General features: G+C 56.9%; 12 protein-coding genes. 8 read left to right on the plus strand and 4 right to left on the minus strand.

The features are described 5' to 3' along the window. Positions 1 to 78: 78 nt before the first annotated feature. Together lptG and lptF are read right to left on the minus strand one after the other, a co-directional pair. The gene (lptG, locus tag C1N69_RS20250; RefSeq protein ID WP_025756686.1) at positions 79 to 1,161 is read right to left on the minus strand and encodes an LPS export ABC transporter permease LptG; all 1,083 of its coding nucleotides are present in this window, start codon (positions 1,159 to 1,161) and stop codon (positions 79 to 81) included. Beyond that, a complete protein-coding gene (gene lptF / locus C1N69_RS20255; protein WP_045284739.1) occupies positions 1,161 to 2,261 on the minus strand; it encodes an LPS export ABC transporter permease LptF in 1,101 nt (366 codons plus the stop codon). Before lptF ends, lptG begins: the two co-directional genes overlap by 1 nt. 266 nt (positions 2,262 to 2,527) lie before the next feature. Here lptF and pepA point away from each other — a divergent pair, with 266 nt between their 5' ends. From pepA to ahr, 5 genes are all read left to right on the plus strand, one after another. Beyond that, entirely contained in the window at positions 2,528 to 4,039 is a 1,512-nt protein-coding gene (gene pepA, locus C1N69_RS20260; protein WP_025756684.1) for a leucyl aminopeptidase, read from the plus strand. Positions 4,040 to 4,122: 83 nt separating this feature from the next. Continuing rightward, positions 4,123 to 4,566 (plus strand): DNA polymerase III subunit chi, encoded by a 444-nt coding sequence (holC, locus tag C1N69_RS20265; protein WP_025756683.1) that lies wholly within the window; start codon positions 4,123 to 4,125, stop codon positions 4,564 to 4,566. Continuing rightward, complete coding sequence (locus C1N69_RS20270; protein ID WP_059385403.1) at positions 4,566 to 7,421, plus strand: valine--tRNA ligase; 2,856 nt, start codon at positions 4,566 to 4,568, stop codon at positions 7,419 to 7,421. Before holC ends, C1N69_RS20270 begins: the two co-directional genes overlap by 1 nt. Positions 7,422 to 7,544: 123 nt before the next feature. Further along, complete coding sequence (locus tag C1N69_RS20275) at positions 7,545 to 8,048, plus strand: GNAT family N-acetyltransferase (protein WP_025756681.1); 504 nt, start codon at positions 7,545 to 7,547, stop codon at positions 8,046 to 8,048. 83 nt (positions 8,049 to 8,131) lie between these two features. Next, positions 8,132 to 9,151 (plus strand): NADPH-dependent aldehyde reductase Ahr, encoded by a 1,020-nt coding sequence (gene ahr / locus C1N69_RS20280; RefSeq protein ID WP_155031790.1) that lies wholly within the window; start codon positions 8,132 to 8,134, stop codon positions 9,149 to 9,151. A gap of 89 nt (positions 9,152 to 9,240) precedes the next feature. On the opposite strand, the gene C1N69_RS20285 is transcribed toward ahr, so the two are convergent. Continuing rightward, positions 9,241 to 10,878: a dihydroxyacetone kinase subunit DhaK gene (locus C1N69_RS20285; protein WP_155031791.1), complete on the minus strand. Its 1,638-nt coding sequence runs from the start codon at positions 10,876 to 10,878 to the stop codon at positions 9,241 to 9,243. Between the two features lie 137 nt (positions 10,879 to 11,015). On the opposite strand from C1N69_RS20285, the gene C1N69_RS20290 reads away from it, so the two are divergent. Next, positions 11,016 to 12,518 carry a helicase HerA-like C-terminal domain-containing protein gene (locus C1N69_RS20290; RefSeq protein WP_155031792.1) on the plus strand — a complete coding sequence of 501 codons (1,503 nt, stop codon included), beginning with the start codon at positions 11,016 to 11,018 and terminating at the stop codon, positions 12,516 to 12,518. Here C1N69_RS20290 and mnmL read toward each other — a convergent pair. Further along, positions 12,498 to 13,439: a tRNA modification radical SAM protein MnmL/YtqA gene (mnmL, locus tag C1N69_RS20295; RefSeq protein WP_104556610.1), complete on the minus strand. Its 942-nt coding sequence runs from the start codon at positions 13,437 to 13,439 to the stop codon at positions 12,498 to 12,500. The two genes, C1N69_RS20290 and mnmL, sit on opposite strands and share 21 nt — an antisense overlap. 687 nt (positions 13,440 to 14,126) lie before the next feature. On the opposite strand from mnmL, the gene gltB reads away from it, so the two are divergent. Together gltB and gltD are read left to right on the plus strand one after the other, a co-directional pair. After that, positions 14,127 to 18,587, plus strand: coding sequence for a glutamate synthase large subunit (gltB, locus tag C1N69_RS20300; protein WP_094919370.1), 4,461 nt, complete (start codon positions 14,127 to 14,129; stop codon positions 18,585 to 18,587). Between the two features lie 9 nt (positions 18,588 to 18,596). Then, on the plus strand, positions 18,597 to 20,015 hold the full coding sequence (gene gltD / locus C1N69_RS20305; RefSeq protein ID WP_155031793.1) for a glutamate synthase subunit GltD: 1,419 nt from the start codon (positions 18,597 to 18,599) through the stop codon (positions 20,013 to 20,015). Positions 20,016 to 20,021: the final 6 nt, after the last annotated feature.

Below are 20,021 nucleotides of genomic sequence, written 5' to 3' on the forward strand. Positions count from 1 at the left end.
GAAGGTTGTGAGAAAAAGTGCGGGGTGAAACAGGAGATTAGCCTCGCTCCCGGGTAACCGGAAGCGAGGAGAGGTCAATCAGGAGCGTTTAAGCAACAACCAGAGGCTGATCAGGAGGAAACTGGCGCTTGGCAGCAGCGCGCCAATAATTGGCGGAATGCCATACACCAGCGTCAATGGACCGAAGATCTGATCGAGCACGTAAAACACAAAGCCGAAGCTGATACCGGTGACAACACGCACCCCCATCGGCACGCTGCGCAGCGGGCCGAAGATAAACGACAGCGCCATCAGCATCATCACCGCCACGGACATCGGCTGGAAGATTTTGCTCCACATGTTGAGCTGATAACGTCCCGCATCCTGGCCGCTCGACTTCAGGTATTTCACATAGTTGTGTAAACCGCTGATGGAAAGCGCGTCAGGATCCAGCGCCACGACCCCGAGCTTATCGGGCGTGAGGTTGGTCTTCCACGTACCGGACACCGTCTGAGAACCGGTGATCTGTTTCGGATCTCTCAGGTCAGACTCATCAACCTGCGACAAACGCCACTGCTTATGTTCAGGGTCAAACTTCGCCGAAGAGGCGTGTTTAACTGACTGCAAGCGGCGCTGGTCATTGAAGGCGTAGATGCTCACACCGCCTAACTCATCATCGCCTTTTACGCGTTCGATGTAGACGAAGCTGTTGCCATCTTTCGCCCATAACCCTTGCTGAGTGGAAAGCAGAGAACCACCGTACATCGCCTGAGCGCGGTAGTTACGCGCCATCTGTTCACCCTGCGGCGCAACCCACTCACCGATCGCCATGGTCAACAGCACCAGCGGGATCGCGGTTTTCATTACCGACAACGCAACCTGCATACGGGTAAAACCCGATGCCTGCATAACAACCAGTTCACTGCGCTGCGCCAGCATCCCCAGCCCCAGCAGCGCACCCAACAGCGCCGCCATCGGGAAGAAGATCTGCACATCTTTCGGCACGCTGAGCAGGGTATACATTCCCGCGCCGAGCGCGTCATAACTTCCCTGCCCGGCTTTTTTCAGCTGGTCGACAAATTTGATAATGCCGGAGAGCGACACCAGCATGAACAACGTCATCATGATGGTGGTAAAAATGGTTTTACCGATATAGCGATCAAGAACGCCAAACGCCTGCATTAGATGGCTCCTTTACGCGAGAATCGGGCACGTATGCGGCGCACAGGCACCGTATCCCACAGGTTTAATCCCAGCGCCAGTAAGATATACAAGCTGTTCACGAACCATGTCCAGACCATAGGGTCCAGCTTACCCTTCGCGCCGTTGGAACGAATCGAGGTTTGCAGCAGGAAGTAGATCAGGTAAAGCAGCATCGCTGGCAGCATCGAGAGCACGCGTCCCTGACGCGGGTTCACCACGCTCAGCGGAACAACAATCAGCGCCATCATAAATACGGTAAATACGAGAGTAATACGCCAGTGGAACTCCGCACGCGCTCTGTTGGTATCGGTATTCCACAGGGTACGCATATCCATCTGCTCGGTATCGGTTGGATCGAGCGCCACCGTCTGATGGCCGATGATGGCCTGATAGTTCTGGAAATCCGTAATACGGAAGTCACGCAGCATCGCGGTCCCTTCGAAACGGGTACCTTTGTCCAGCGTCACGATCTGCGAACCGTCTTTGCGCTGAGCAAGTTGCCCGGAATCGGCAATGACCACTGACGGACGCGCGTTACCTTTCGTACGCAGCTGCGCCAGGAAGACGTCGTTAAACTTGCTGCCGTCAACGCTCTCAATAAAGAGCACGGAGTTCCCGTCGGTGGCTTGCTGGAATTGCCCCTGGGCTAACGCCGCCATGCCGGGGTTGGCTTTCGCTTCGGCCAGCACTTCGTCCTGATGACGGGAAGACAAGGGGCCCGCCCACATCACATTCACCGCCGCAACAATTCCCGTGAACAGCGCCAGTATCATGGCCGCTTTCACCAGTACCGCTTTGCTCAGGCCACAGGCATGCATCACCGTGATTTCACTCTCGGTGTAGAGCTTCCCAAGGGTCATGAGCAGACCAAGGAAAAGACTTAACGGCAGGATAAGCTGCGCCATTTCCGGGATCCCTAAACCAAGCAGGGAAAGCACCAGATTCGTTGGAATTTCGCCGTCAACAGCCGCACCGAGGATCTTAACCAGCTTCTGACAGAAAAAAATCAGCAGCAGGATGAAGAGGATCGCCAGCTGGCTTTTGAGCGTCTCCCGCACCAGATATCTTATGATTATCACTTTAAATACGCCCGTAAAAACCCGTCTCTTTGCAGGAATTTCGCTTGTTTCATGGCTTAAACGTCATTTATTCTCTTGAGTCGTCGAAATCATCGCTAAGATTAAAACATCCGGCGGATTCACGCTTCAGGACTTTTTCTGACGTGTCGAAACCGTAGTAACGTAAGATTAACACGAAGTCACCACAACAGCGGACATGAGTTACGAAAGGTTTCAATTCTATCCGTAGCCGCCGCCGTTGTCTTTAAGATTCAGGAGCGTAGTGCATGGAGTTCAGTGTAAAAAGCGGTAGCCCGGAGAAACAGCGGAGTGCCTGCATCGTTGTGGGCGTCTTTGAACCGCGCCGACTCTCCCCGATCGCCGAACAACTCGATAAAATCAGTGACGGCTATATTAGCGCCCTGCTGCGCCGTGGCGAACTGGAAGGCAAACCAGGGCAGACGCTGTTACTGCATCATGTTCCGAACGTCCTGTCCGAACGCATTCTGCTAATTGGCTGCGGCAAAGAACGCGAGCTGGATGAGCGTCAGTATAAGCAGGTGATTCAGAAAACGATTAATACGCTGAATGACACCGGTTCAATGGAAGCCGTCTGTTTCCTGACGGAGCTGCACGTCAAAGGACGTAACACCTACTGGAAAGTCCGTCAGGCGGTCGAAACGGCAAAAGAGAGCCTGTACAGCTTCGATCAACTGAAGACCAATAAAAGCGAGCCGCGTCGCCCGCTGCGTAAAATGGTCTTTAACGTGCCAACCCGCCGCGAACTGACCAGCGGCGAGCGCGCCATTCAGCACGGTCTGGCCATTGCTGCCGGCATTAAAGCGGCCAAAGACCTCGGCAACATGCCGCCGAACATCTGTAACGCCGCATACCTGGCCTCTCAGGCGCGTCAGCTGGCCGATGCCTACAGCAAGAATGTCATTACCCGCGTCATTGGCGAACAGCAGATGAAAGAGCTGGGAATGCACTCTTATCTGGCGGTGGGTAACGGCTCGCAGAATGAGTCGCTGATGTCGGTCATTGAGTACAAGGGCAATCCGTCCGAAGATGCGCGCCCTATCGTGCTCGTCGGTAAAGGCCTGACCTTCGACTCCGGCGGTATCTCCATCAAGCCGGCCGAAGGCATGGATGAGATGAAGTACGACATGTGCGGCGCGGCGGCGGTGTATGGCGTGATGCGCATGGTGGCGGAGCTTCAGCTGCCTGTTAACGTTATTGGCGTACTGGCGGGCTGCGAAAACATGCCTGGCGGTCGTGCCTATCGTCCGGGTGACGTCCTGACCACCATGTCCGGACAGACGGTTGAAGTGCTGAACACCGACGCCGAAGGCCGTCTGGTGCTGTGTGACGTGCTGACCTATGTGGAACGCTTCGAGCCGGAAGCGGTGATTGATGTCGCTACGCTCACCGGCGCCTGTGTGATTGCGCTGGGCCATCACATCACCGGTCTGATGTCGAACCACAATCCGCTGGCGCATGAGCTTATTAGTGCCTCGGAGCAGGCCGGCGACCGCGCATGGCGTCTGCCGCTGGGTGATGAGTATCAGGATCAGCTGGAGTCTAACTTCGCGGACATGGCGAACATCGGCGGACGTCCTGGTGGTGCTATCACTGCAGGCTGTTTCCTGGCACGCTTTACCCGCAAGTACAACTGGGCGCACCTGGATATCGCGGGCACCGCATGGCGCTCCGGTAAGGCCAAAGGCGCAACCGGTCGTCCGGTGGCGTTACTGTCGCAGTTCCTGCTGAACCGCGCGGGTTTTAACGGCGACGAGTAAGTCATCACGGCAGCAAACTGTAGGCCGGGTAAGCGTAGCGCCACCCGGCTTTGCCTTTGAATCCAAAACAAGAACCCCCATATATGAAGAATGCAACGTTCTACCTTCTGGACAACGACACCCATCAGGATGGCCTGAGCGCCGTCGAACAACTGGTGTGTGAAATTGCCGCAGAACGTTGGCGCGCAGGTAAACGTGTGCTGATTGCCTGTGAAGATGAACAGCAGGCGATTCGACTTGATGAAGCGCTGTGGGCGCGCCCGCCGGAGAGCTTTGTACCGCATAACCTGTCAGGCGAAGGCCCACGCGGCGGCGCACCGGTTGAAATTGCCTGGCCGCAAAAGCGCAGCAGCAGCGCGCGCGATATTCTGATTAGCCTGCGGATAGATTTTGCAGATTTTGCCACCGCTTTCACAGAAGTGGTAGACTTTGTCCCTTACGAAGAATCTTTGAAACAACTGGCGCGCGAACGCTATAAAGCGTACCGCCTGGCTGGTTTTAACCTGAATACGGCAACCTGGAAATAATGGAAAAGACATATAACCCACGCGATATCGAACAGCCGCTTTACGAGCACTGGGAACAGCAGGGCTATTTCAAGCCTAACGGCGACGAAAGCAAAGAGTCCTTCTGCATCATGATCCCGCCGCCGAACGTCACCGGCAGTTTGCATATGGGTCATGCTTTCCAGCAGACCATCATGGACACCATGATCCGCTACCAGCGTATGCAGGGTAAAAACACCCTGTGGCAGGCGGGGACTGACCACGCGGGTATCGCGACCCAGATGGTGGTTGAGCGTAAAATTGCCGCTGAAGAAGGGAAAACTCGCCACGACTACGGTCGCGACGCCTTCATCGACAAAATCTGGCAGTGGAAAGCAGAATCTGGCGGCACCATTACCCGTCAGATGCGCCGTCTCGGCAACTCCGTTGACTGGGAGCGCGAGCGTTTCACCATGGACGAAGGCCTGTCCAACGCCGTGAAAGAAGTTTTCGTCCGCCTCTACAAAGAAGACCTGATTTACCGTGGCAAACGCCTGGTAAACTGGGACCCGAAACTGCGCACCGCCATCTCTGACCTGGAAGTGGAAAACTGCGAGTCCAAGGGCTCCATGTGGCACATCCGCTATCCGCTGGCCGACGGCGCTAAAACCGCAGACGGTAAAGATTACCTGGTGGTCGCGACCACCCGTCCGGAAACCCTGCTGGGCGATACCGGCGTGGCCGTTAACCCGGAAGATCCGCGTTATAAAGATCTGATCGGTAAATTCGTGGTGCTGCCGCTGGTGAACCGCCGTATTCCGATTGTGGGCGACGAACACGCCGATATGGAAAAAGGCACCGGCTGCGTGAAAATCACCCCGGCGCACGACTTCAACGACTATGAAGTGGGCCGTCGTCACGCCCTGCCGATGATCAACATTCTGACCTTCGACGGTGATATCCGTGAAAGCGCAGAAGTGTATGACACCAAAGGCAACGAATCTGACGTTTACTCAAGCGACATTCCGGCTGAGTTCCAGAAGCTGGAACGTTTTGCGGCGCGTAAAGCGATCGTGGCTGCCGTTGACGCGCTCGGCCTGCTGGAAGAGATCAAACCTCACGATCTGACCGTGCCGTACGGCGACCGTGGCGGCGTGGTTATCGAGCCAATGCTGACCGATCAGTGGTACGTGCGTGCCGACGTGCTGGCGAAACCGGCTGTTGAAGCGGTTGAGAACGGCAGCATCCAGTTCGTGCCGAAGCAGTACGAAAACATGTACTTCTCCTGGATGCGTGACATTCAGGACTGGTGTATCTCCCGTCAGCTGTGGTGGGGTCACCGTATCCCGGCGTGGTACGACAACGAAGGCAACGTCTACGTAGGACGTAGCGAAGATGAAGTGCGTCAGGAAAACAACCTGAGTGCAGACGTTGCCCTGCGCCAGGACGAAGACGTGTTGGATACCTGGTTCTCCTCCGCACTGTGGACCTTCTCCACACTCGGCTGGCCGGAGAACACCGACGCGCTGCGTCAGTTCCACCCAACCAGCGTGATGGTGTCCGGCTTCGACATCATCTTCTTCTGGATTGCCCGCATGATCATGATGACCATGCACTTCATCAAAGACGAAGACGGCAAGCCGCAGGTTCCGTTCCATACCGTCTACATGACCGGTCTTATCCGTGATGATGAAGGCCAGAAGATGTCCAAGTCCAAGGGTAACGTCATTGACCCACTGGATATGGTTGACGGTATCTCTCTGGAAGAGCTGCTGGAAAAACGCACCGGCAACATGATGCAGCCACAGCTGGCAGAGAAAATCCGCAAGCGTACCGAGAAGCAGTTCCCGAACGGGATTGAGGCTCACGGTACCGACGCCCTGCGTTTCACCCTGGCGGCGCTGGCCTCTACCGGTCGCGACATCAACTGGGACATGAAGCGTCTGGAAGGTTACCGTAACTTCTGTAACAAGCTGTGGAACGCCAGCCGCTTCGTACTGATGAACACCGAAGATCAGGATTGCGGCTTCAACGGCGGCGAGATGACCCTGTCTCTGGCAGACCGCTGGATCCTGGCGGAATTCAACCAGACGGTGAAAGCGTTCCGCGAGGCGCTGGACAGCTTCCGCTTCGATATCGCGGCGGGCATTCTGTACGAATTCACCTGGAACCAGTTCTGTGACTGGTACCTGGAACTGGCGAAGCCGGTCATGAACGGCGGCACTGAGGCTGAACTGCGCGGTACGCGTAATACGCTGATTACCGTCCTGGAAGGTCTGCTGCGCCTGGCGCATCCGGTCATTCCATTCATCACCGAAACCATCTGGCAGCGCGTGAAGGTGATTGCAGGCATCAATGCCGACACCATCATGCTGCAGCCGTTCCCGGAATTCGATGCGGCGAAAGTTGATGACGCGGCATCTGCAGATACCGAGTGGCTGAAGCAGGCGATCGTAGCGGTACGTAACATCCGTGCTGAAATGAACATCGCCCCGGGCAAACCACTGGAGTTGCTGCTGCGCGGCTGCAGCGAGGCGGCGGTTCGTCGTGTCAACGAGAACAACACCTTCCTGAAAACCATGGCGCGCCTGGAAAGCATCACCGTGCTGCCTGCTGATGACAAAGGTCCGGTCTCCGTGACCAAAATCATCGACGGCGCCGAGCTGCTGATCCCGATGGCAGGCCTTATCGACAAAGATGCTGAGCTGGCGCGTCTGGCGAAAGAAGTGGCGAAAGTCGACGTGGAAATCGGCAAGATCGAAAGCAAACTGGCGAACGAAGGCTTTGTTGCCCGTGCGCCGGAAGCGGTCATCGCGAAAGAGCGTGAGCGTCTGGTGGCTTTCGCCGATGCGAAGACCAAGCTGATTGAGCAGCAGGCGGTTATCGCAGCCCTGTAATGCTATTACCCCTTACGCTTCAGGGCGTAAGGGGTATCCTTCCTGAAAACTCCTCGCTTGCACTCCCCTTTCCGCGGTGCTATTAACAGCAAATGTGTGTCAATTTTTGTAATGAGTAATGCTATGAGCGTGATCACTCCCGTCGCGACGACGATGCGTCGGATCGCTGTGCAGGACAACCCGGCTATCGCCGCCGTCATCCGCACGGTTTCTGCCGAATATGGCCTGACGGCCGATAAAGGCTACACGGTTGCCGACCCGAATCTGGACGAACTGTTTCAGCTGTACAGCCAGCCGGGGCATGCTTACTGGGTCATCGAGCAGAACGGCCAGGTCGTCGGCGGCGGCGGCGTAGCGCCCCTCAGCTGCAGCGAGCCGGATATCTGCGAACTGCAAAAAATGTATTTTCTGCCGTCCGTTCGCGGACAAGGCCTGGCGAAAAAGCTGGCGCTGCTTGCCCTGGACCACGCGCGCAAACAGGGTTTTACCCGCTGTTACCTCGAAACAACCGCCTTCCTCAAAGAGGCCATAGGCCTGTATGAACATCTGGGCTTTGAGCATATTGATGCACCGCTGGGCTGCACCGGGCATGTCGATTGCGAAGTCAGGATGTTGAAAACGCTGTAAACCTTTTTGCTGCCCTCTTCTGTTAAACGGTGGTTAACTGAATGCTCTACACTCTCAGTTCACACCACAACGGGGGAAACACGATGTCGAAGATAAAAAGCTACGCCGCACCGCAGGCGGGTGCAGAACTTGAACTGTACGAGTACGATGCAGGCGTTCTAAAAGCAGAAGACGTCGAGGTACAGGTTGATTACTGCGGGATCTGCCACTCGGATCTCTCGATGATCGACAACGAATGGGGCTTTTCAAGCTATCCACTGGTTGCCGGGCACGAAGTCATTGGCCGTGTTGTCGCGCTCGGTAGCGCTGCGCAGGACAAAGGGCTGAAAGTTGGCCAGCGCGTGGGCATTGGCTGGACAGCACGCAGCTGTGGGCACTGCGACGCCTGTATCAGCGGGAATCAGATCAACTGTCTCGAAGGCGCTGTTCCCACCATTCTGAACAAAGGCGGTTTTGCCGAGAAGCTGCGCGCCGACTGGCAATGGGTCATTCCGCTGCCGGACAACATTGATATTGAGTCCGCCGGTCCGCTGCTGTGCGGCGGTATTACCGTCTTCAAACCGCTTCTGATGCACCATATCACTGCCACCAGCCGCGTGGGCGTCATCGGTATTGGCGGCCTCGGGCATATCGCCATCAAACTGCTGCACGCGATGGGTTGCGAAGTAACGGCATTCAGCTCGAACCCGGCGAAAGAACAGGAAGTGCTGGCGATGGGGGCGGATAAAGTCGTTAACAGCCGCGATCCGGACGCGCTGAAGGCGCTGGCGGGTCAGTTTGATCTGATCATTAACACCGTTAACGTGGATCTTAACTGGCAACCGTATTTTGAAGCCCTGGCCTACGGCGGTAACTTCCACACCGTGGGTGCGGTGATGAAGCCGCTGCCGGTTCCGGCGTTTACCCTGATCGGTGGGGATCGTAGCGTATCCGGCTCTGCGACCGGTACGCCGTACGAGTTGCGCAAACTGATGAAGTTCGCCGGGCGCACCAAAGTGGCACCGACCACCGAACTGTACCCGATGTCGAAAATCAACGAAGCCATCCAGCACGTGCGCGACGGCAAAGCCCGTTATCGCGTGGTGTTAAAAGCGGATTTTTGATGTGATAGTGCCGGGTGGCAGCTTCGCCTTACCCGGCCAGGGTTCGTTTTTGTAGGCCCGGTAAGCGCAGCGCCACCGGGCTTTTTCGACTACCGAGCCAGTGCCGCAAAGACTTCCGCGACAGCCACCGCCCCCGGATCCATTACGCCATCCAGATTCTCTTTATTCACGTACGACGAACGTCCCGCACCCGCTTTTACCATTTTCGCCGTTGCCTCCGCCCCCTGCTGCGCCGCCTGCGCCGCAGCCTGAAGATCTTTTTTCTGTAAAGCCTCCAGCGCCGGTTGCAACGCGTCGATCAGCGTGCGATCGCCGAGATCCGCCCCGCCATACTGCTTCATCTGCGCCAGCCCGCTGAGCAATGCCTCCGGGAGCGATTGTCCGTCATGCAGCTTTTGCCCGGCCGCGGTGAAGAAGATCGACATTAATACGCCGCTCGATCCGCCCATTACCGTGGCCAGCCGCTCGCCTGCCAGTAACAGGAGCGTAGAGACATCATTAAGCGGGAGGGTATTCTCCTCCAGACGCTGCGCAATATCCCGTGCACCTTGCGCAAAGGTGGAGCCGGTGTCGCCATCTCCCACTTTCGCATCCAGCGCGTTGAGGCGATTTTCCAGCTGGATCAGCGTTTGCGTCACTGAGGAAACACACTCTCCCACCTGCGGATTGTCCGAAGGGGTATATTCCACGCGGTCATGAATGGCACTGTGCTCAACGGTGCGCAATGGCGCAAACGCCACGGGTTTCTGCCAGCCCAGCGTTTCGACGTCGGCGTGAATCGCCTTTTCGAAGAAATCGTTGAGCTTCAGCAGCGTCAGCGAAAAGCCCTTCATGTCCAGGGCGCTTATCAGTGGCGCGGGACCTATCAGGTACGCGATCTCTTCTTTCAGCGCCGAGTGCGCCAGCTCTTTCGTCAGCAACGCCATCTCCAGCGCCGATACGCCGCCGAGGTTGTTAATCAGTACTGCAAAGCGCCCCTCACCCGCCTCTGTTTTTAGTGGCGTGACCAGCGTGTCGATAATGGCTTTGCTGTTTTGGGTATCCACCACGGACGCCCCGGGCTCGCCGTGAATGCCCAGACCCAGCTCGACGTGGCCCTGCTTAATGCGCCCCTCTTCCTCCTCGCTGCCGGGCAGGTTACAGGTTTGCATTGCAACGCCCAGGCTCCAGAGGTTATCGCAGGCCTGTTGCGCGATCTCCCGCACTTCACTCAGCGATTTCCCGAGCTCCGCCGCATAGCCCGCAATCTTATGCACCAGCGCGGTGCCGGCAATACCGCGCGGTTGCTTGTTATCCGGCAGCGCGATGTCATCCGCTACAATCACCATCTCCACCTTCAGACCGTAACGTTTGGCCTTTTCCGCCGCGAGGCCGAAGTTCAGACGGTCGCCGGTGTAGTTTTTGACGATCAACAGACAGCCGCGATCGCCGGTTACGGCGACGATGGCATTGAGTACCGCATCCACGCTCGGCGAGGCAAACAGATCGCCACACACCGCCGCCGTCAGCATGCCTTTGCCAACAAATCCGGCATGCGCGGGTTCGTGTCCTGAGCCACCACCGGAGATCACCGCTACGCGGCTTTTGTCCCAGTCGCCGCGCGCGACAATCCTGATGGCCGGATCGATATCAAGCTTGACGAGATTTGCATGGGGCGCAGAGAGCAGTATGCCTTCAATGGCATCGTTGACCAGCTGTTTGCGGTCGTTAAAGAAGAATCTGGACATAGTTTCCCACTATTTTGTGAACCGTATGCAAAAGCATAGTCCGCGCTGGATAATGCGCCGCAAACTCAGGAATTTACTCATCCCTTTTGCCGTCAGGTTGCCTATACTCCACCCAGGACTACGAGAGGAAGCGCATCATGAGTACACCATTGTTAATTGCCCGGACGCTGGAAAAAGAGCTGTATTTACTGCCCGCCATGACGAACCGCCACGGCCTGATCACCGGCGCCACCGGGACGGGGAAAACCGTGACCCTGCAAAAGCTGGCGGAGTCGCTTTCAGAGATCGGCGTACCGGTGTTTATGGCTGACGTGAAAGGCGATTTAACCGGTGTGGCTCAGGAGGGTACCGCCTCAGAAAAACTGCTCGAACGGCTGAAGAATATTGGCATCACGGACTGGACGCCACACGGCAACCCGATGGTCGTATGGGATATCTTCGGTGAGAAAGGCCACCCGGTGCGCGCCACCGTCTCCGATCTCGGCCCGCTACTGCTCGCCCGCCTGCTGAACCTTAACGACGTCCAGTCCGGGGTACTGAATATTATCTTCCGCATTGCCGATGACCAGGGTCTGCTGCTGCTTGATTTTAAAGATCTGCGGGCCATTACTCAGTACATTGGCGATAACGCGAAATCCTTCCAGAACCAGTATGGCAATATCAGCAGCGCGTCGGTAGGGGCCATTCAGCGCGGGTTACTGACGCTTGAGCAACAGGGGGCTGAGCATTTCTTCGGCGAGCCTATGCTGGATATCAAAGACTGGATGCGCACCGACAGTAACGGCAAAGGCATTATCAATATCCTCAGTGCAGAGAAGCTCTACCAGATGCCGAAGCTTTACGCCGCCAGCCTGCTGTGGATGCTCTCCGAGCTGTACGAACAACTGCCCGAAGCAGGCGATCTGGAAAAACCAAAGCTGGTGTTCTTCTTCGACGAAGCGCACCTGCTGTTCAACGATGCGCCGCAGATATTGCTGGACAAGATTGAACAGGTCATTCGCCTGATCCGCTCTAAAGGCGTCGGCGTCTGGTTTGTTTCGCAAAACCCGTCTGATATCCCGGATAACGTGCTTGGCCAGCTTGGTAACCGCGTTCAGCACGCCCTGCGCGCCTTTACGCCGAAAGATCAGAAAGCGGTGAAAGCCGCTGCGCAAACCATGCGCGCCAATCCGGCTTTTGATACCGAAGCCGCTATTCAGGCGTTAGGCACCGGTGAAGCGCTGATCTCATTCCTGGATGCGAAGGGCAGCCCGTCCGTGGTGGAACGCGCGATGGTGATCGCTCCCTGTTCGCGGATGGGACCGGTGACGGACGATGAACGCAACGGCCTGATTAACCACTCCCCGGTGTACGGGAAGTATGAAGACGAGGTGGATCGGGAATCCGCGTTTGAGATGCTGCAAAAAGGGGTCCAGGCGACAACGGAATCGCAGGATGCTCCTGCCGCTAAAGGGCAGTCGGTGGCGGTGGATGACGGTATTCTCGGTGGGCTCAAAGATATCCTGTTTGGGAGCACCGGGCCGCGCGGCGGTAAGCGCGACGGCGTGGTACAAACCATGGCGAAGAGCGCTGCGCGGCAGGTGACTAATCAGATAGTGCGCGGCATGCTGGGGAGCCTGTTAGGCGGCCGTCGCCGGTAGACGGGGAACCCACGGGCGCCCCAGAGCCGAACCCTGCACGCCGTTTTCCTGAAGATAGCGGTCAATTTCCACCATCCCCGTCCAGCGGTTCTCGCACCACAAGGGTGCCAGAAGCGTTGGGCGGCGGGCGCTGGCAGAGATGCGATGGTAGACAATCTCCGGCGGCGTGTGACGAATCATCTCCCCCGCCGTCACCGTATAGGCGTCAAGTTCGATACCGTTCAAGCGCCCGGCTTCCCAGGCTTTGGCCATAATGCTGCCCTTCACGATATGCAGCGGGTGCAGCTTGATACCGTCCACGCCGGTCTCCACCACTTTTTCCAGCGTCTCCAGGCCGTGCCGCTGCCCTTCACCAGGCAACCCGACAATCAGATGCGAGCAGACTTTCAACCCGCGCTCACGGGCAAGACGGGTAGTGCGCTGGTAGCAGGCGAAATCATGACCACGGTTGATACGGTGCAGAGTTTTGTCGTGCGCGGTCTGTAGGCCCAGCTCCAGCCAAACCTCGTAGCCTTGATCGTTATACTCGCTAAGCAGATCCAGCACCGCATCCGGTACGCAGTCCGGCCGCGTACCCACACAGAGCCCGACAATACTGGCCTGGCTGACAGCCTGCTGATACATGTCGCGCAGCACCTGGACTTCCGCCCACGTGCTGGTATAGGCCTGAAAATAGGCCAGATAGCGTCTGGCGCGGTTTACCAGACTCGCCTGATGAGAAAGCTGTTCGGCAATAGAGCGATGCTGCTGGGCCTCGTCTGCAAATGACGCAACGTTACAGAACGTGCAGCCCCCGCGCCCGATCGTCCCGTCCCGGTTTGGGCAGCTAAACCCGCCATGCAGCGTCAGCTTGTGAACCTTTTGCCCGTACCGCTGCAAAAGATCCCCACCAAACATATTGACTAATTTCTGTAACTGCATAATCTGATAGACCGTCCCGGAGAAAGGGGACAAGCCTGCCACTTTTAGCCTCTGTCGGCGATGACTTGGATCAATCGCCCTGGACGGCTTTTATCTATATGAATAACTACTCAGGATTACTGCAATTTCATTCACGCCAGCCGTGATTACTTTTCCTTATGTTCTGATTGTTTTTTTCATTTATAGCGCCACCTCTGAAAAACAGTGACTTTATGCGGGTTTAACCCCCTCAGCAGCGTAATATTCTGTTAAAAAACCGCTATTCAGCATGCTGCATTGATAATACCGCTTTCAGATAGTGAGTCAGATCACACTCCGCTATGCCCTGCAAGGGCATTCATTCAATGTAAAATTAGTTAAATTGCCTTTAATTACAAACAGATAACTTACCTTTAGCACATTTTTGTATAAATAAGATTGCCATTTGACCTGTGTACCAATTCCCGATAAGTTGGAAATCCGCTGGAAGCTTTCTGGATGAGCGGCCTGCTCATCATATTTATGCAGTAATTGAGATTCCCTCTGAAGCAAGTCCTCAAACTTGTTTACCTGCGCGAAAGGATGAAAAAGAGGGCGAATACGAGGTCCGCGTATGAAACGCAAACCCCGTCGCCATGCTCTTTCTGCGCCTGTGCGCCACGGTTACGTTCAGAGAGAAGCCCGACGAGCCTGGGGAGGTTCACTGATATGTTGTACGATAAATCCCTTGAGAAGGATAACTGTGGTTTCGGCCTGATCGCCCACATAGAAGGCGAACCTAGCCACAAGGTAGTGCGTACTGCTATTCACGCACTGGCCCGAATGCAGCACCGTGGCGCCATCCTTGCCGATGGTAAAACCGGCGACGGTTGCGGCCTGCTGCTGCAAAAACCCGATCGTTTCTTCCGCATCGTGGCGGAAGAGCGCGGCTGGCGTTTAGCCAAAAACTACGCTGTCGGTATGCTGTTCCTGAACCAGGATCCTGAAAAAGCTGCCGCTTCGCGCCACATCGTCGAAGAAGAACTTCAGCGTGAAACCCTGTCTATTGTCGGCTGGCGCGATGTGCCTACCAACGAAGGGGTGCTCGGTGAAATCGCCCTCTCCTCGCTGCCTCGTATTGAACAGATTTTCGTCAATGCCCCTGCGGGCTGGCGTCCACGTGATATGGAACGCCGTCTGTTTATCGCCCGTCGCCGCATTGAAAAACGTCTCCAGGACGATAAAGAGTTCTACGTCTGTAGCCTCTCGAACCTGGTGAATATCTATAAAGGTCTGTGTATGCCGGCTGACCTGCCGCGCTTCTACCTGGACCTGGCGGACCTGCGTCTGGAATCGGCCATTTGCCTGTTCCACCAGCGCTTCTCCACCAACACCGTACCTCGCTGGCCGCTGGCGCAGCCGTTCCGCTATCTGGCGCACAACGGCGAAATCAACACCATTACCGGTAACCGCCAGTGGGCCCGCGCCCGTACCTATAAGTTCCAGACGCCACTGATCCCTGACCTGCACGATGCCGCGCCGTTCGTGAACGAAACCGGCTCCGACTCCAGCTCGATGGACAACATGCTGGAACTGCTGCTGGCGGGCGGGATGGATATCGTGCGCGCCATGCGTTTGCTCGTGCCACCAGCCTGGCAGAACAACCCGGATATGGATCCAGAGCTGCGTGCGTTCTTCGACTTTAACTCCATGCACATGGAGCCGTGGGACGGCCCAGCGGGCATCGTGATGTCCGACGGTCGTTTTGCCGCCTGTAACCTGGACCGTAACGGCCTGCGTCCGGCCCGCTACGTCATCACCAAAGATAAGCTCATCACCTGCGCCTCTGAAGTCGGTATCTGGGATTACCAGCCTGACGAAGTGGTTGAGAAAGGCCGCGTCGGTCCAGGCGAACTGATGGTTATCGACACTCGCGTTGGGCGCATTCTGCATTCCGCCGAAACCGATAACGACCTGAAAAGCCGCCATCCGTACAAAGAGTGGATGGAGAAAAACGTGCGTCGTCTGGTGCCGTTTGAAGATCTCTCGGACGAAGAAGTGGGCAGCCGCGAGCTGGACGACGATACCCTCGCCAGCTACCAGAAGCAGTTTAACTACAGCGCGGAAGAGCTGGACTCGGTTATCCGCGTGCTCGGTGAAAACGGCCAGGAAGCGGTCGGCTCGATGGGTGACGATACCCCGTTTGCCGTGCTCTCCAGCCAGCCGCGTATCATTTATGACTATTTCCGTCAGCAGTTCGCGCAGGTCACCAACCCGCCAATCGACCCGCTGCGTGAAGCACACGTGATGTCGCTGGCCACCAGCATTGGTCGTGAGATGAACGTCTTCTGCGAGGCCGAAGGCCAGGCGCACCGTCTGACCTTTAAATCGCCGATCCTGCTGTATTCCGATTTCAAACAGCTCACCACCATGAAAGAGGAGCACTACCGCGCTGACACGCTCGATATTACCTTCGACGTGAACGACGCGAGCCTCGAAGAGACGGTGAATGCGCTGTGTGACAAAGCCGAACAGATGGTACGTAACGGTACCGTACTGCTGGTGCTGTCCGACCGTAATATCGCGAAAAACCGTCTGCCGGTGCCTGCGCCGATGGCGGTGGGTGCTATCCAGACGCGTCTGGTCGATAAGAGCCTGCGCTGCGACGCCAACATCATTGTTGAAACCGCCAGCGCTCGCGACCCACACCACTTTGCCGTGCTGTTAGGCTTTGGTGCGACGGCGATCTACCCATATCTGGCCTACGAAACGCTGGCCCGCCTGGTGGACACCCGCGCGATCGACAAAGACTACCGTACAGTGATGCTGAACTACCGTAACGGCATCAATAAAGGTCTGTACAAAATCATGTCCAAAATGGGCATCTCGACCGTTGCCTCCTACCGTTGTTCGAAGCTGTTTGAAGCGGTCGGTCTGCATAACGACGTGGCAAACCTCTGCTTCCAGGGCGTAGTCAGCCGTATCGGCGGAGCCGGATTTGCTGACTTCCAGCAGGATCTGGTGAACCTGTCGAAACGCGCATGGCTGGCACGTAAGCCGCTGGATCAGGGCGGTCTGCTGAAATACGTTCACGGCGGAGAGTATCATGCCTATAACCCGGACGTGGTGCGCACGCTGCAGCAGGCGGTGCAGAGCGGCGAATACAGTGATTATCAGCAGTATGCTGAGCTGGTGAACAACCGTCCGGCGGCGACGCTGCGTGACCTGCTGGCCCTCAATCCGGGTGATGAAGCGGTCAGCATTGACGAGGTTGAGCCAGCATCTGAACTGTTCAAACGCTTTGATACCGCGGCGATGTCCATCGGCGCGCTGAGTCCGGAAGCCCACGAAGCGCTGGCGGAAGCCATGAACAGCATTGGCGGCAATTCCAACTCCGGTGAAGGCGGTGAAGATCCGGCGCGTTACGGCACCAACAAAGTGTCCCGTATCAAGCAGGTGGCCTCCGGCCGCTTCGGCGTCACCCCAGCGTACCTGGTCAACGCCGATGTCATTCAGATTAAAGTCGCTCAGGGTGCAAAACCGGGTGAAGGCGGTCAGTTGCCGGGTGATAAAGTCACGCCGTACATCGCCAAACTGCGCTACTCCGTACCGGGCGTGACGCTGATTTCTCCGCCACCACACCACGATATTTACTCTATCGAGGATCTGGCGCAGTTGATTTTCGACCTGAAACAGGTCAACCCGAAAGCGATGATCTCCGTGAAGCTGGTTTCCGAACCGGGCGTTGGCACCATCGCCACCGGCGTGGCGAAAGCCTATGCGGACCTCATCACCATCGCCGGTTACGACGGTGGTACCGGTGCAAGCCCACTCTCCTCCGTGAAATATGCGGGTTGCCCGTGGGAACTGGGCCTGGTGGAAACCCAGCAGGCGCTGGTGGCTAACGGTCTGCGTCACAAGATCCGTCTGCAGGTGGACGGTGGCCTGAAAACCGGCCTCGACATTATCAAAGCGGCGATTCTGGGTGCGGAAAGCTTTGGTTTCGGTACCGGCCCAATGGTTGCGCTTGGCTGTAAATACCTGCGTATTTGCCACCTGAACAACTGCGCAACCGGTGTTGCAACCCAGGACGAGAAGCTGCGTAAGAACCACTACCATGGTCTGCCGTTCAAAGTGACTAATTACTTTGACTTCATCGCCCGTGAAACCCGCGAGCTGATGGCGCAGCTGGGCGTGAAGCGCCTGGTAGACCTGATTGGCCGTACCGACCTGCTGAAAGAGCTGGAAGGCTTCACCGCGAAGCAGCAGAAGCTGGAGTTGAGCAAGCTGCTGGAAACCGCGCAGCCACACCCTGGCAAAGCGGTCTACTGCACCGAGAACAACCCGCCGTTCGATAACGGCGTGCTGAACGCGCAGCTGTTGCAGCAGGCGAAACCGTACGTGGATGACAAGCAGAGCAAAACGTTCTGGTTTGATATCCGCAACACCGACCGTTCTGTGGGTGCGTCCCTCTCCGGTTACATTGCGCAGACGCACGGTGACCAGGGGCTGGCGGCAGATCCGATTACCGCGCACTTCAGCGGTACCGCGGGTCAAAGCTTTGGCGTGTGGAACGCCGGTGGCGTTGAGCTATACCTGACCGGCGACGCCAACGACTACGTCGGGAAAGGCATGGCGGGCGGTCTGCTGGCGGTGCGTCCTCCGGTGGGTTCTGCCTTCCGCAGCCATGAGGCAAGCATCATCGGTAACACCTGTCTGTACGGCGCGACCGGTGGTCGTCTGTTCGCTGCAGGCCGTGCGGGCGAGCGTTTTGCGGTGCGTAACTCCGGTGCCATCACCGTGGTGGAAGGCATTGGCGATAACGGTTGTGAATATATGACGGGCGGGATTGTTTGCGTCCTGGGTAAAACCGGCGTGAACTTTGGCGCAGGCATGACGGGCGGTTTTGCTTACGTCCTGGATGAAGACGGCGAGTTCCGCAAACGCGTGAACCCGGAACTGGTGGAAGTACTGGACGTTGATACGCTGGCCATCCACGAAGAACACCTGCGCGGTTTGATTACCGAACACGTGCAGCATACCGGTTCTTCGCGCGGCGAAGAGATCCTGGCGAACTGGCCAGCATTCTCTGCAAAATTCGCGCTGGTTAAACCGAAGTCCAGCGATGTTAAAGCCCTGTTGGGTCACCGTAGTCGTAGCGCAGCAGAGCTGCGTGTGCAGGCGCAGTAAGGAATTCAGATGAGCCAGAACGTATACCAGTTTATCGACCTGCAGCGTGTTGATCCGCCAAAGAAACCGCTGAAGATCCGTAAAATTGAATTTGTAGAAATCTATGAGCCGTTTTCAGAAGGCCAGGCCAAAGCACAGGCAGACCGCTGCCTGTCCTGCGGTAACCCTTACTGCGAGTGGAAATGTCCGGTACATAACTACATCCCGAACTGGCTGAAGCTGGCCAACGAGGGGCGTATTTTTGAAGCCGCCGAGCTGTCTCACCAGACCAACACCCTGCCGGAAGTGTGCGGCCGCGTGTGTCCTCAGGACCGTCTGTGCGAAGGCTCCTGTACGCTGAACGACGAGTTTGGCGCGGTGACCATCGGTAACATCGAGCGCTATATCAACGATAAAGCCTTCGAGATGGGCTGGCGTCCGGATATGTCCGGCGTCAAGCAGACCGACAAGCGCGTGGCGATTATCGGCGCGGGCCCGGCGGGCCTGGCCTGTGCGGACGTCCTGACCCGCAACGGCGTGAAGGCGGTGGTCTTTGACCGTCACCCGGAGATCGGCGGTCTGCTGACCTTCGGGATCCCGGCCTTCAAGCTGGAAAAAGAGGTCATGACCCGCCGCCGTGAAATCTTCACCGGCATGGGGATTGAGTTCAAACTGAACACAGAAGTGGGCCGCGACGTGCAGCTCGACGACCTGCTGAAAGATTACGACGCCGTCTTCCTTGGCGTGGGCACCTATCAGTCCATGCGTGGTGGTCTGGAAAACGAAGACGCGCCGGGCGTTTATGACGCGCTGCCGTTCCTGATCGCCAACACTAAACAGATTATGGGCTATGGCGAAACAGCCGATGAGCCTTTCGTCAGCATGGAAGGTAAACGCGTGGTTGTGCTGGGCGGGGGTGATACCGCGATGGACTGCGTGCGTACCTCTATTCGTCAGAATGCGGCACACGTAATCTGCGCCTATCGTCGTGACGAAGAGAACATGCCTGGCTCCAAACGCGAAGTGAAAAACGCGCGTGAAGAGGGTGTCGAGTTCCAGTTCAACATCCAGCCGCTGGGTATTGAAGTGAATGCCAACGGAAAAGTGAGCGGCGTGAAGATGGCGCGTACGGAGATGGGCGCGCCGGATTCCAAAGGCCGCCGTCGTGCGGAGATTGTGGCGGGCTCTGAGCATGTGATCCCGGCCGATGCCGTCGTCATGGCGTTCGGTTTCCGTCCGCACAGCATGGAGTGGCTGGCGAAGCACAGCGTCGAGCTGGATTCGCAGGGCCGTATTATTGCGCCAGAAGGCAGCGATAACGCGTTCCAGACCAGCAACCCGAAAATCTTCGCCGGTGGTGATATCGTTCGCGGTTCCGACCTGGTGGTGACGGCGATTGCCGAAGGCCGTAAGGCGGCAGACGGAATACTGAACTACCTGGAAGTGTAAAAAAAC

The sequence above is a fragment of the Enterobacter sichuanensis genome (assembly GCF_009036245.1).
GTDB lineage: Bacteria > Pseudomonadota > Gammaproteobacteria > Enterobacterales > Enterobacteriaceae > Enterobacter > Enterobacter sichuanensis.

Bases quoted from the DNA above. Each gene is read 5' to 3' on its own strand.
- C1N69_RS20270 (WP_059385403.1), top strand. From the start codon at position 4,566: ATGGAAAAGACATATAACCCACGCGATATCGAACAGCCGCTTTACGAG.
- gltD (WP_155031793.1), top strand. From the start codon at position 18,597: ATGAGCCAGAACGTATACCAGTTTATCGACCTGCAGCGTGTTGATCCG.
- ahr (WP_155031790.1), top strand. From the start codon at position 8,132: ATGTCGAAGATAAAAAGCTACGCCGCACCGCAGGCGGGTGCAGAACTT.
- gltB (WP_094919370.1), top strand. From the start codon at position 14,127: ATGTTGTACGATAAATCCCTTGAGAAGGATAACTGTGGTTTCGGCCTG.
- mnmL (WP_104556610.1), bottom strand. From the start codon at position 13,439: ATGCAGTTACAGAAATTAGTCAATATGTTTGGTGGGGATCTTTTGCAG.
- C1N69_RS20285 (WP_155031791.1), bottom strand. From the start codon at position 10,878: ATGTCCAGATTCTTCTTTAACGACCGCAAACAGCTGGTCAACGATGCC.
- C1N69_RS20290 (WP_155031792.1), top strand. From the start codon at position 11,016: ATGAGTACACCATTGTTAATTGCCCGGACGCTGGAAAAAGAGCTGTAT.
- holC (WP_025756683.1), top strand. From the start codon at position 4,123: ATGAAGAATGCAACGTTCTACCTTCTGGACAACGACACCCATCAGGAT.
- pepA (WP_025756684.1), top strand. From the start codon at position 2,528: ATGGAGTTCAGTGTAAAAAGCGGTAGCCCGGAGAAACAGCGGAGTGCC.
- C1N69_RS20275 (WP_025756681.1), top strand. From the start codon at position 7,545: ATGAGCGTGATCACTCCCGTCGCGACGACGATGCGTCGGATCGCTGTG.
- lptG (WP_025756686.1), bottom strand. From the start codon at position 1,161: ATGCAGGCGTTTGGCGTTCTTGATCGCTATATCGGTAAAACCATTTTT.